6 protein-coding genes and 1 pseudogene are annotated in these 13,658 nt (G+C 49.1%); all 7 read right to left on the bottom strand.

Going from position 1 to position 13,658, the window contains the following annotated elements:
* Nucleotides 1-229: 229 nt before the first annotated feature.
* Nucleotides 230-4,549 carry a translocation/assembly module TamB domain-containing protein gene (locus QZQ08_RS09080; protein ID WP_296331127.1) on the bottom strand — a complete coding sequence of 1,440 codons (4,320 nt, stop codon included), beginning with the start codon at nt 4,547-4,549 and terminating at the stop codon, nt 230-232.
* Between the two features lie 271 nt (nt 4,550-4,820).
* Nucleotides 4,821-6,140 (bottom strand): TolC family protein, encoded by a 1,320-nt coding sequence (locus QZQ08_RS09075; protein ID WP_296331124.1) that lies wholly within the window; start codon nt 6,138-6,140, stop codon nt 4,821-4,823.
* Nucleotides 6,141-6,265: 125 nt separating this feature from the next.
* Nucleotides 6,266-7,522 carry an MlaD family protein gene (locus QZQ08_RS09070; RefSeq protein WP_296331120.1) on the bottom strand — a complete coding sequence of 419 codons (1,257 nt, stop codon included), beginning with the start codon at nt 7,520-7,522 and terminating at the stop codon, nt 6,266-6,268.
* A gap of 4 nt (nt 7,523-7,526) precedes the next feature.
* Nucleotides 7,527-8,288 (bottom strand): ABC transporter ATP-binding protein, encoded by a 762-nt coding sequence (locus tag QZQ08_RS09065; protein ID WP_296331117.1) that lies wholly within the window; start codon nt 8,286-8,288, stop codon nt 7,527-7,529.
* 1 nt (nt 8,289) lies between these two features.
* The gene (locus tag QZQ08_RS09060) at nt 8,290-9,072 is read right to left on the bottom strand and encodes an ABC transporter permease (RefSeq protein ID WP_296331114.1); all 783 of its coding nucleotides are present in this window, start codon (nt 9,070-9,072) and stop codon (nt 8,290-8,292) included.
* Nucleotides 9,073-9,615: 543 nt separating this feature from the next.
* Nucleotides 9,616-12,936 carry a DEAD/DEAH box helicase family protein gene (locus QZQ08_RS09055; protein WP_366140876.1) on the bottom strand — a complete coding sequence of 1,107 codons (3,321 nt, stop codon included), beginning with the start codon at nt 12,934-12,936 and terminating at the stop codon, nt 9,616-9,618.
* 40 nt (nt 12,937-12,976) lie between these two features.
* Nucleotides 12,977-13,658, bottom strand: a pseudogene (locus QZQ08_RS09050) (restriction endonuclease); the annotation flags it as partial.

The raw sequence follows: 13,658 nt of genomic DNA, 5'->3' as shown, positions 1-13,658 counted from the left end.
GCAAAAATGGGGTGAGGAAAGAATATTTCCTCACCCCAACATTTATTATAGAACCCAAAAAAAGAATTCCCCTTTCGGCCTTTTCAGGAAGCAGCTCCTGCTCCAGGAAAAAGCAAAAGGGGAAAAACTAGCAGCTAAAGGCGCGGGTGCCAGGCTGGAAGAAGGCGTGCTTCCATAGAAAAGGAACCATGGGCCCACCCATCTAGGTCAATCAAAGCCGTGCTTTTCCTTAGAACCTCGTATGATACTGTACACCATACCAGGCCCTGTTTTCTTCATCGACGGACACGCTGAGGTTCAGGCGGCGGTTGAGAAAGTATTCCGCAAAGATGCTCGAGTCTTCTCCGTCGAAACTTGCCGTGTAGCCAAGGCGCAGTTTGTCGCCGAAACTTTTGGCCACAAGCCAGTTGTACTGCCGCCGATCATCGCCAATGACTTCATTTGCCCGTTTCGCATCGACGCTGAAGCCAATGCCGGACTGGAGACTGCCGCTGTAGACACGCAGTTCGTCCAGCTGAAGGGCCTGCTTGATGGCATCTTCTACATCGGACAGGTAGCTTAGCTGGATACCAGCGTCGATAAGCCCCATCCAGTCATTATTGGTCAGGTCGGCGTTATCCGTCTTCAAGGTCAGGAAGCGTTTAAGCGTATTTTCATCCTTGGGCGGATCACTCTTTAGATGGACCTGCAGTCCATCCATGGACAGCGGTCCTTCGATGGTGGCGAGGATCATGTACTGGCCAAGGCGCGTAAAAGCTTTCATATCAAGGTGGGGCGTAAAGGTTCCCCGCTCCGGCCACGTGACGATGCTGCGGCCCATCCTAAAGGGGGTATTGAGGTAATTGAGGGTCCCCTTTGTAAGGTTGATGGCGCCTGTAATGTCCGGATCTGCTGTCGTTCCCCCGAAGTGGATCTTGCCGCCTCCCCAGATATCGTAGAAGGACGCCGTATGAAGGTGCATCTTCTCCCCGAGGTCAACGGTAAAATCAAGACCAATAGGCGATCCGCCGCTGCCAAAACTCGGCACGGAAGTCAGACCAATATAGAGGTCCTCCAGATTGAGCGTTCCCGATACAAAGGGCATCCCATTTTTCTGTGTAACGGAAATATCGCCGTTGACCTTGCCGCCGATCTGCCGCGAATCAATAAAGACGCTGCGGATAGCCGCCGTCAGGGCATAAGGTGATTCCCCGCCATGAAGTTCATAACTTCCTGACGCCATGACACGGCCATCATCGCCAATGGTGGCAGACAGTTCCTTAAGATTGACTTTCGTTCCTGCAAATTCCGTATCAAGCTTCACGTGGTCAATGGTATTATCCATGCCCCGCAGCTTGATGGTTCCGTCATCGAGATGAACCGCACCGTCCAAGGTATAGTCCTCCAAGGTCCCGCTCACATTGAGGGTTCCTTTCATAGGACCGGATGCCCACTGGACATATTTCGTAAGCGTCGGCAGGATGTCAAGATTTGCATTGTCAAGATGCAGGTCAAGGTTCATCCGCGCGTCGGGACTGCGGCGATTCTCCTTGGCCCGTAAAAGGTCAAGGGGCAGGGTTCCATAGGCAGACAGCTTATAGATTCCGCGCTGGACGAGGAACTGGTTCAAGGTAAACATCCCATCCCGCAGGGTGGCCATGCCGTAGAGTGAGTCGAAGGTTACTCCGCTTACGGAGCCGCCCGTTACTTCAAGGGAGAAGTTTCCATTGGGATCATCAAAAGGTCCCTTGACCTGTGCGGCCATATTGAGGGCGCCCCCAATTTCCGGCGGATCATCAAGGCTTACCGTAAGAATTTTAGGCGAAATGCCGTTTGCTGCAACTTCAAGGTCCAAGGTTTTATTCTTCATATCCACTTCACCTTGGGCAGCAAAGAGGCCGCCGCCATTTTCTCGGGCCTCAAGCTGGTTGATATGCCAGACGCCGAGGTGACCAAAAATATCAAAATCAGCGGAATCAAAGGGAACACCCTGCACTTTGCCGTCTTCCACCTTACCTTTGATGGCAAGGCCCGTTCGGCGTCCATTTGGGTTAAGGGCAATGGTTCCGGAAAGAAATCCATCAATAGCAAGGTCGTAGCCGCCCATTTGAAGGAGACTCCTCACGTTTCCCCGCTCCACTTCAGCTTTCCACTGGTAGTAATGATTCAAAAGGTCTATGTGAGCGGACAGGAAATAGTCCCCTCCTGACTTCTGCTGGAAAGAGCCTTCAAGTTCGTTGATCTTGCCCCCCGTGGAATCAATGGATAGGGCAAGTCCCGTAAACTCCTCTCCGTTGATGATCACCGAATTTGAAGACAATACACCGGTGAAAAGCGGATTGGAAAGGTTGCCGCTTACAGCCCCGTTGAAATCCACGCTGCCTTGGAGGCTGGCTGCTTCCTTAAGCCAAGGCAGACGCTGGAGCATGATGCCGTAAGCGTCAATACCCAAGGCAAGGTCGCCATTTTTCGCAATGGTCCCTGCAAAAGTCGCGGTCGATGTCAGGGCCTGGAGCTTGAAGTTTTTCAGTGTAACAGCACCGTCAGTGACGGAGTAGTCACCGGACAGCTCATCGACAAGGAACTTATTGACCGAACCGTCGTAGGCCCGCACATGACCTGAAATATCTGGATTTTTCAGGGTACCTGTCACGCGGACCGTATTGGTGAGGTTTCCCGTGACAGGAAGAGGCAGGTCAAAGGCATCGGAGAAAGGTTCGAGGCGTACGCCCGTTGTGACAACGGTGAGGTCAAGCTGGGGATCATCACCCGTAAGGACAATGGACCCATCAAGTTCGTGGCGGCCTTGCGGCGGATCAAGCTCAACCTTCGTCAGACGGACGACACGATCCTTCCAGCTGACAAGACCATGGGCTTCTTTTGCGATAAAGCCCTTAAAGGAGGCATCATTGATGGAAAAGGCGGCCGTCCCTTCCGGGGCATCCGTGGTTCCTTCAAGCATCATGTGGGCAGAAAGGAAGCCCTCTCCTTCTTCTCCGAAGGAAGCAAGGATAGGCCCCACAGGGAGGTTCGTAACATAAAAATCTCCTTTAAGGGCTGAGCCTTCAAGACTGCCCGAGCCCGTCACAGCGCCGCCACCATCCGAATCAGCTGCAAAGCGGTCCAAGGTCAGGCGTCCCTTTTCATAAACCGCACCCAAATCAACATGAGTGAGGGAAAGCCCATGGCCCGTAAGGGAAAGATCATCACTGAGGACGCGGGCAAAAAGGTCATCGTCATAGCGCCCCTCAGCATAAAGATCGCCGGAAAGGATCATACTTTCTCCATCAGGCACTGCCGCTCCCAGATCAAGGCCTTCGCTTTTAAGTGTCGCCGCAAAAGTGTGGTCCTTCGTATCATAAGAAGCCGTCAAAGTTCCTTTGCCGCCAGCAAGATGGAAGGTCCCGTCCGTAACATTTACTTGGCTGCCCTGAGCTGAAAGGGGCAGGTGAAGGTTGTCTATTTCATATCCTTTAACGGTCAAGGCCGGACTGTCCACGGTCCCCGCGGCAAGAAGGCGGTCAAAAGAGCCATCCAGAGAGGCACTGGCCGTGACGCGGCCCGAAAGAGGAAGGTCCAAGGGAATCGCTTCAAGGTCAAAGTCATCCGTCTTTACAGCAAACTGGTGAAAAACAGGCGTCTGTGCATCAGTAAGGTCAAGTCCCCCGTTCAAGGTAACCGCTGAACCATCAAGAGACACCGTAAAATTGGTAAAGTCAAGGTCCTTATTGTCAAAGTGGACCGTTCCTGCAGCTGTAAGCGGCAGCAGAAGATTGTCCTTATGTACGGATAAAGATAGGGAATCTGCCATGACGCTCCCCGAAAGCTTACTTTCCTGATCATCGTTGCGCCAGGTAATAGAAAGCTTTGAAAGGGTTCCCGCAAGATCCGTTATGGGGGCATAGTGCGCCGCAAGCGCTGCATAGGGCGTTACGCAAAGGGCTTCACTGCTCGCCGACACTTCCCCGGTTCCGTCACTTTTAATGGAACCGGTAAGCTGCAGGGTCTCCCCCCTTTCCGTCACAAGATCCACATCAAGACCATAGATAGGGTTATGCGCAAGGTCAAGGGAACCGGATGCACTGACATGCCATGTACCATAAGGCGTCGAAAGCTGGATCGTGCCTCGATTGACCGTCACTAAGCCGCGGAAATCCTCACTGGACGACTCGGACTTTTTGACAAGATTTTCCACGTTCCAGCGGTCGCTGCTGTCCATGACCATATACACCGTTGGATCATTGATGGCAACAAGGCTCACCATCCTGGCAGCCCCGTGTCCCACCAGAAGGTTCAAAGGATTGATGCGAACGGCAACTTCCGGAATCTTTGCCACAAGGATCCCAGCCCGGTCATAGACCGCGCTGTTCTTGATGCGGAAAGTCAGGTCCGGGCTGATTTCAATCCGGTCAATATGGAGTTTTCCGTTGATATATTGAGCTGCTGTTTCCTCCACCATGGGCCGCACCGTGGGAAGCACCCGTGGCATAAGAACCTTGAATGTCCCTACATAGAGCGCCGGTATGACAAGGAGAAGGAAAGGCAGGCGTTTTTTCCATTTTGGCCGCATGTTCTGCCTTTCTGGAACGGAATCCCGTTCCCTTTGGGAAAAACGGGTAAAAAAGGGTCTTAGTTGTTCCGTTTCCCCATAGATTCAACTATAGTATACCAAAGTGAAGGAAAAGTGGAAAATAAATTTTAGTTGAACAAATATCGTGATATATGATTCAGCAAACCCATCTTGCTGATTCCCTACAAGAACGTACCCCCATTGTTCCATGGAACAATGGGGGTACGTTCTTGCATTAAATCGGGGCAAACGCAGCTCCGACTATTCAATTTTATTCTTCCGCATCCGTCGGAACACCCATGGACTGTTCGAGCAGTGCCCATGACGTGTTGTAATCATAAAGAGCTTGGATGTAGTTATTTTTGGCGGTCGTCAGGGCAACAGAAGCATCGAGGACGTCCGTATTCGTTCCTACACCGGCCTGGTAGCGCAGCTGAGCAATACGGTAATCTTCTTCTGCTTGTTCAACCGCAACTTCCGTTGTCTTGATACGTTTTTCTGCTTCCCGCATGCTAAGGTATGACGTTCTGACAGCAAGGTTCACTTGGTCGCTGATCTGGCGATAGCTCTCCTCGGCTTTGACAACGTTGGCCTTTGCCTGACGGATCTTGGCTGAATTGACGCCATAGTCCCAAATATTGAAGTCCACAGAGGCTCCAACGGACCAATCATATTTATGGGCACCAGGGAAGCGGTCATCGGCCCAGCCATTGGCAGCACTGAGACTCACTTGTGGCAGAGTGGCCGCGTTGGCAATCTTTTGTTCTGCTTTTGCCATATCTACGGAAGCCTGGGCCTGATGGATTTCGGGCCGATTCAGCATGGCATAGGACAGGCAGTTATCAAGGGTATAGTCGTTGGATTTATATTCCAGCCCTTCACTCAAGGAAAGGGGTGTACCCGTCGGAAGTCCCAAGACATTGTTCAAGGTGGCTACGGCCACATCATAATTATTCTGAGCTTGGGTCAAGGTCTGCTGGGCATCGACAAGTTCCACCTGGCTGCGGAGGACATCGACTTTTGCGGAAACACCGACATTGAACTGGGACTGGGTATTTCTCAGATGTTCAGCCAACCGGTCCACGGTTTCTTTCTGAAGGTTTACCGTATTAATGCTTTCAAGGACATCATAATATCCTTTGGCCGCATTATAGCGCGTCGTCTGGTAGGCGCTATTCATGCCATATTCATAATATTTCTGGTTGGCCTTGGCTTCTTCTATCTGACCTTCGAGTCTCCCACCCGTATAGATAGGAACGGAAATGCTCACAGTGTTCGTGCTGCTGTTTGTCCCCACAGGGCCATTAGCAAGTGTTGCACCAGCAGCAGTCTTATATCTCATGTTCCGCCCCGTAGAATGAGCAAAATCAATGCTCCCCCAACGAGCTGCCCGAGCCGCGTCAAGGCCGGCTTTGGCTGCATCCAGTTCGGACGAGGAAATCTTGACATCAGAGTTATTTTCAAGGGCCATGCGAACGGCCTTATTCAGGTCGAGGCTGACAGATTGAGGCGCCTCCTGGGCAAAAGCGGTACCAAGAGACAGGACACTCAAAAAGACAGCGCCGATCAGTGCTTTTTTATGGATATGCATGACGTATCGTACCCTCCTCAAATTCTGACTGGCTAGTCAGTAATAAACATTATATGCGCAATATTTTTGAAAGTCAACGGGGTGGGCCGGTTTTTACTCCCGTTCCACCAATTGTTCACAAATCCTTAGAAACGGGCCCTCAGTCCCAAGTAGGTAAGGTCACTATGTCCATCAAGGACATCCATGTTTTCTCCAATGAGGGATAGTTTCGGAGAAAAAGCCCATTCAGCGCCTACCTTGAGCTTGCCATCATTAAAGTCATAGTAGTCCGTAAAGAGCCGGAATTTTGGCGACAAGAGCCAATCCGCACCGACACCAAACTCGCCTTCCATAAGGCCAACACGGCCGACGACAAATTTCCCTAGGCGCCGATTATAATGGAAATTGAAATCATCATCTCCGCCAGCGTCGCTGACACCTAAGTAGAAAAAGTCATCTTTGCCCGTTGGCAGTTCAGCGCCGATATCGGCACGCCATTTACTGTCCTTGTCGCGATACATGACATCCGTCCGGATACGGGCATCAGCAACGACTCCCATGACGCGGTTTGCCTTTTCGCTTGTTTCAGCCGCGTTATGGATGGTGACCTTGAGATCATCCTGGACCTTGGGGTCAGTCACAACGCCCTGAAGGGAAGCCGCCGTTTCCTTGATGGTTTCACTGACGTCCTTCATATTGGCCGCCATGAGGGCTACATTGCGGCCCGTTTCACCATTGTTATCCGCCTGGGTCATAATGCTGTTCATATGAACTGTCATTTCTTTCATCTGGCCAACCATGGCATGGATATCTCCTTGGTTATCCTGAGCCATCTGGGCCAAGGCTTTTGTGAAGGCATTGAGGTTCTTTGTGATTTCACCAGTCTGAACGAACCCCTCCCGCATGGACTTCTGGACATCTTTATTCCCAAAAACATTGCTGAAAGCATCGGCAACAGTCTCCAGTTTTTCCATGACCTTCCCCGACGAATTCATCAGTTTATCAACGCCGCCCGTTGTCTGCCCCGTGATTGTCTCCCCTTCCCGGAAGGTTACGCCGGTCGCAATCTCAGGCGGAGTAATGGTCACGAACTTGGTTCCCATAACGCCGTCCATCCCAATCCCAAACTGGGAGTTGCGGGGCACTTTCTGTTTCTGGTCAATCTTCATGACAACCTTGACTTTGGAACCATCGACGAGAATATCATCGACCTTTCCAATCGGGACACCGGCAAAGCGGACTTCATTGCCGACTTTGAGGCCATTGACATTGTCAAAGATGACATTGAGCTTATACTGCCGGGACGCAAAACTGAAGACACCCAAAAAGGTGAGCATCAGCGCCAGGATAACAAACCCTCCCAGCGTCACGGCTCCAACTTTTACTTCATCTGTGGATTTCATGGTTTCACTCCTTTGTTGGGGAATCTTCAAATAGGTCACTGCGGATGAACGCCTTGACAAGCGGCTGATCCGTATGACGGGCTTCGTGGACCGTACCGGAAAAGACAATCTTCCCATGATCAAGCATGAGGATCCGGTCCGCACAAAGAAAAGCTGACGCCATATCGTGGGTCACAAGGATGGACGTGATCCCCCGCTTGCGTTTGGTATCAAGGATCAGCTGACTGATGTTTGCCGCCATGATGGGGTCAAGGCCAGCTGTAGGTTCATCGTAAAGAATGATCTCAGGATCAAGGGCAAGGGCGCGGGCTAAGCCGACGCGTTTTTTCATTCCTCCAGAAAGCTCGGCGGGATAGGCTTTTTCGTTTCCGGAAAGTCCTACGGACGAAAGGAGATTTCTTACCCGCAGTTTGATATCGTCTGTGAGCATGTGGGTATGCTGCGTAAGTCCAAAGGCCACGTTTTCTTCCACGGTCAGGAAATCGAAAAGGGCGGAATACTGGAAAACCATCCCCATGTGAAGGCGCAGGTCGTTCCACTGTTTTTCCGTAAAGTGGTTGACCTCACGGCCTTTTATACGAACACTGCCCCCCAACGGCTCAAGAAGCCCAATCAGAAGTTTCAAGGTCGTGCTTTTGCCCGTGCCGCTCGGGCCGATAATGGCAACGGTCTCCCCTTTTTCGACGGAAAAGGATACATGGTCAAGGACTGTCTTGTCCCCAAAGGACATATCCACATCCTTAAATTCAATTACCGTTTCGCTCATATCAGCCTCCATGGACGTACAAAATAACGGAGAGAAAATAGTTGAAGATAAAGATCAGGATAATGGAAAGAACAACCGATGCCGTTGTAGCCTTGCCAACCCCTTCGGCCCCTTGCTGAGCGTTAAGGCCCTTATGGCAGCCGATGACGGCGATGATAGCCCCAAAAACGGCGCCTTTGATGAGACCGCCTATCAAGTCCCAGGATTCAACGAAGCCACGAATGGATTCGATGAACATATGGCTCCCGATTCCGGCATAGTTCATTGCGACAAGTCCGCCGCCGATATCACCAACAAGGTTGGCGTAGATAACCAAGACGGGCATCATGAGCACAATGGCAAGAAACCGCGGGGCCACAAGATACTGGGTAGGGCTGGTCGCCATGACGCGCAGGGCATCGATTTGTTCCGTGACCTTCATCGTGCCGATTTCAGCAGCAATGGCGGCCCCAATCCGGCCGGCCACAACGACACCGGCAAGAATGGGTGCAAGCTCGCGGGCCATGGCGATGGCCACAATGCCGCCGACGGAATCAGCCGCACCAAAACGGACAAATTCCTTTGCTGTCTGAACGGATAGGACCATGCCCGTGCACATACTCGTCATGCTTACAATGGGCAGGGAGTCTGCCCCAAGCTTTGCCATCTGACGCAGGACTTCCCGCGGTGTGGCCTTGGAAAGGGCCCCACAGGTCGCAAAAAAAAGGTTCATAATGCGTCCTGTCGCCCGAAAGGCGTAAACAGCCCGGCAGCCCAGATAGGCACAGATTGTCTTAAGTCCCATGACGTAACTCCTTTATTGCAGAAACGCAGGTGTTCTGCATACTTAGAAATCATTTTAATATTATACCGCATTTTGAGGAAAAAAATAATGAAAAAATAGGTCTGGTATGTGTCAGCGTTTTCTCGAAAGCCCCATAAGATTGTCCTGCAGCCTCATTACATGCGGAAAATGGAGCCTACGTTTCCTATGGCTGCTCTTACCCGTCCCATAGCACCTTACCGATTTCTCCAGCCCCTTATGCATGGCGGGGGATTTTTAGCCTGTCCCAAATTCTAGTTAAATCGCCGCTAAGGCGGCAGACCCCATTGTTTCCTACAACAGGTTCTGCCGCCTTAGCGGAGGAAGGTCCAGAGGACCTTTTCCATTTTAAATTCGTTCTTAGCCCCCTTATTATTTTGATGAGAGATCACTTGATTCCATGGGAGACCTTCCTTTATTTTGCATGGATTATTTATCCCCTACAAAGAAACATGTTACGCTTAGGAAGGAAGATTCCCCCACATTAAACATGGCCTCTCCCCCTTTGGGTGAGGCCACATTCTTTTACTTCAAATTGAACGACTCTCGGCACAGTTCTCCCAGCGTGCCATCTTTCGATGCTTCCGCAGCATCGGCTTGGACAAAATTCTTCGTTTCCAGTTTCAGCGTTTCATCAAACCCAAGGATATAGTTGGTTGCAATGAGATAGATGATGCGCGTTGGCGCCATGCCATAAACCTGTTTGCGCAGGATATGCTCAATGCGCGCTTTATCGTCCGGATAGAGCTGCTTCATCTTCGGCGACCGGAAAAGTCGCTTGACAATTTCTGTAATGAAAAGACCGGACTTCATGTAAAGATCCGCAAACGTTTTATTCGGATCATCAAAACATCCGGGATTTTCTTTTTCCAGGAGGTCTACCATATCCTTTACGACCTTTTTCGGGGTAAAGATCTGGTTCGTTTTTTGCGGAGGAATATAGTCAAAAATATCTTCATCCTTACTTTCATCGAAGTAGTTAGCAAGTTCCTTTTTCTTCTTCAGGAATTCCTTGATGGAGTCATTGAATACGACCTCGTTAAACAAATTCCCTTCAAAGTGTTCCAATTTACCGGTGTTTTCACTGATTCGGTCACCGCCATCACGGAGATATCGGAAGTCTTCTTCCGACATGCCCGTTACTTCTTTAAATACATCGTCTTCTGTGTAATCATCAAAATTGGCAAGGGTTAGGTTTTCATCACCGTAAGCCATGACAAAGCTTGGAATACTGCGGCAGAATCCCCGGAGACGGGCTCTTGACCAATCTTCAGAATCAGATTTTTTCTCTTCGGCCTTTAATTTTTCCATCTGTTCAACCACATTCTTCTGGTTTTCTTTAAAGATGGTTTCTGTTGCAGACTTCAAGGATTCACCAGCACTGGCCACAAGTTCATCCAGCGTATTATGGTAGTCGACACTCGCTGATTCCATCTCTTCAGACGTTGTGCTTTCTGCTTTGCGCTTTTCAAACTCAGCGTTTGCAACGGCAATTTTCTGATGAGTATCCGTTTTGATACGCTCAATTTCTCGAGAAATATGCTCATTGACCGCCTTTTCGACCTGTTTCGCCGCTCTCGATTTAAGCTGATAATTTTCGTTTGCTACATCGATGACTTCCTTCTTGATTTGCTTTTGCACCGCATCTTGCACTTTATGGAACGTATTGTCGATGTGGAAAGGATCTTTGCTGAGACCGCTCGTTGCTTCTTCCACCGCTTCCGGAGCTGCATAGATTTTATTCCCAAAAAGTTCATTGCTCTTTCCGATGACAATTTCCTCTGGAACAACAACATTTCCTGTATCGTCAAGAGAGATATCTTCGTCAGGATCCAAAGCGGCCTTTTCCTTATTCGGATTTTCCTCTTTGGCCGGGGTCAGTTTTTCCAAGATTTCCCGAACCGTGCCCGGCGCACCAAAGACATTGCTGATATTTTGAAAAAGGAAGTTAGACATAAAGCCGCGGCGCACAACTTCAAGACTCTTAAGCCGTCTTGGAATGGTAAGGACGGCAGCAGCATCAAGTTCGACCATCTTTCCTTCTGCATCTTCGCCAAGGACAGGGAAGAAATTAAGAAGTTTTTGAATATTTTCTTTGCGCTCTTCCGCCGTTCCACCCCCATTGGTCGTACTTGAAAGAAGGTTATTGGCAAATTCGTCAAAGATGATAAGCGTACGAGCCGGGTCAAAGTCAAAGATATAAGCTCGTTCCTTACGGAACTGTTCTGACCCCACCCGAATCATGCAGGGATTTTGCGCACGGAATGCAGCCTGCATATAACTCGAAGGACTCTTCAAGTTGCACAGCATGAGAACGCCTGACCATTCCGGGATGGTCACGCCGACCGTAAGCTGCCCCACAGAGAGGGTAATCGTCTTTTCGTGCTCCGCAATGGCTTTTTTCACGCGGTCAAAGGCTTTTTCTGTTTCCTCATCTTCTGAAAGTTTGCCATCACCGGCAGCGACGATAATTTCATATTCGCCAAAGATATCCTTGAACTCATCACTCTTCATCATGCGGGCAAGGGTCTTGCAGCTGTCGACGCGGTTCAGCATCCAAAGAGTATGAGCCAGTTCCTTGCGCAGTGTCGGCGTAGAGAAAGGATATTTTTCATTGGATGTAAGAGAGCGAAGAAATTTCTTGACCTCTTCTTCGTGAACAAAATGGGCACTCTCCCCCGTTCCTTTCGTGAGGAAAAATTCATTGAGGTCAAAGGCATAATCGACGGCACCATCCTCATTTTCAAGGTCCACGCCTCGTTCAAGTTTTTCCTGGATCATACCAGAAATCTGGTACGTGTACATGGAAAGCTGCGGCAAAACTTCATAGGGATTATAGTCATCGCTCTGCCAGAATGCCTTTCGTTCCTGCTCGTCCGCATAGGACCAGTTATAGATCTGGTTTTCCGAAAACTGTCCGGAAGCAAGAGCCTTAAATGGTGTGCCCGATAGATAAAGCGTATGTTTTCGGCTGATATTTTCAAAGGCATGCTCCGTACGGATTGTATCAATGCCTTCCTGTGCCTCGTCAATGACAAGAAGGTCGAAATCGATGCCATGATGCGTTATACCCTTTAAGTCATTATAGGATTTGGCCATCCATTCAAGCTTCTGGTAGTTGCCTCCAAAATAAACGGACCCTTTTAACCCTTGGAGGGATTCAAAGGCAACCATACCATGGGATTTTCCTTCCGGAAGGCGGCTTTCCGCGTCAAGATAGGCTTCCCGTGTATAGACTCCTTTCTTGCCCTTGAGAGCATCCGTATCCGAAACGAAGCGAAGCTTTCCGCGCCAACCGATAAATTTATTAAAGTCTTCTGCCCAGGAGTTTGCAATGGCCGGCCGATTTGTAACGATGAGAACCTTTTGGAATCCCATCTGCCGAATCAAATCATAGCAAGTAAGAGTCTTCCCAAAACGGGGTTTTGCATTCCAGAGAAATTCCGTGCCCCCCTTTTCAAAATAGGCTTTGGTCTTTGCTACGGCATCCTGCTGTTCCTGACGCAGTTCATAGGTGCTGCCCTGCTGCGTCGGTTCATCTTTGCAGAGCGCAAATTGCATGAAATATTCCAAGGATTTTGCCACATCAATCTGGAACCATTCTGTCTTAGGACGACGTTCAATGCCTTTTTGGACTTCCAGATATTGATGGAAATCATGATCCGTAAAAGATTTTCCTGACCCATCCTTGAAAAGGGCATTATCCTGCCACTCCAGTTCATAAGGAATCGAAGCCGTGTGCGTCTGCTGGTTAATCCGTTTTTCCACGGTTTGCTTTTCCGTGTAACCGATTTTGACCCATCCCGCATTTGACGTAACGGTCGGCGTCGTATAGGCATAAATCATAGGAACAACTCGTTCAAAGGATTTAATTTGAGGCGTCACGTCACTTCATCTCCTTTACATGGCTTTCGATGAATTCGATTTCCGTTTCGTCAAGTCCATATTTCTGATAAAGCTGCAAATCGATGTCATGAACAGACTGGGACCAATCGATATCCGAAGAAGGCGTAAAGTCTTGCATGGGAACATAATCAAATTTTGATGCACTCAGATCTTGTGTCCGTTTTAGTACGCTTAACATTGCCCTAAAAAATTTAGTTTTAGTATATCTTTGTAAATTTTCAATTTCTTCTTTTGTAGAGCAACAGCCTAGAGAAATAAACGACTGTGTATGACCTTCTAAAGGTTTTGCTATAATAGTGTCGGGCAAATCTTCTCCAAATTTACCTGACTTTACGGCTTTTGAAAGAAGTAATTTAAACTTTTTAAAATTTTTCGCATCTGTTTCCATATATTTATTACTAATCCAAAGGCTAACCCTCTTTTTATTAAGAATTCCATATATTTTCACACACGGTTTTCCATTTATTGGTTCATCAAAAAACAATTTATTGTGCAAATCAGTAAATACATTTGTTCTATAATCATTTGACTTTGGAAGAAGTTCGCTATACTCAGGGTAATCTATTTTAACATCATTCGTGAATCTGTAAGGTACAGCCCCCACAACGGTATGTGTCAACATTTTCTCGGGAGACCCATATAAGATTGTGTTGCAGCTTAAT

Source organism: uncultured Acidaminococcus sp., assembly GCA_900538365.1.
In the GTDB taxonomy this organism is placed as follows: domain Bacteria; phylum Bacillota; class Negativicutes; order Acidaminococcales; family Acidaminococcaceae; genus Acidaminococcus.
The sequence above is the reverse complement of the archived record's forward strand: the minus strand, read 5'-3'. Positions and strand labels throughout refer to the sequence as shown.

Coding starts and splice junctions, on each gene's coding strand:
- QZQ08_RS09080 (WP_296331127.1), bottom strand. CDS start 4,549: ATGCGGCCAAAATGGAAAAAACGCCTGCCTTTCCTTCTCCTTGTCATA.
- QZQ08_RS09075 (WP_296331124.1), bottom strand. CDS start 6,140: ATGCATATCCATAAAAAAGCACTGATCGGCGCTGTCTTTTTGAGTGTC.
- QZQ08_RS09070 (WP_296331120.1), bottom strand. CDS start 7,522: ATGAAATCCACAGATGAAGTAAAAGTTGGAGCCGTGACGCTGGGAGGG.
- QZQ08_RS09065 (WP_296331117.1), bottom strand. CDS start 8,288: ATGAGCGAAACGGTAATTGAATTTAAGGATGTGGATATGTCCTTTGGG.
- QZQ08_RS09060 (WP_296331114.1), bottom strand. CDS start 9,072: ATGGGACTTAAGACAATCTGTGCCTATCTGGGCTGCCGGGCTGTTTAC.
- QZQ08_RS09055 (WP_366140876.1), bottom strand. CDS start 12,936: ATGATTTATGCCTATACGACGCCGACCGTTACGTCAAATGCGGGATGG.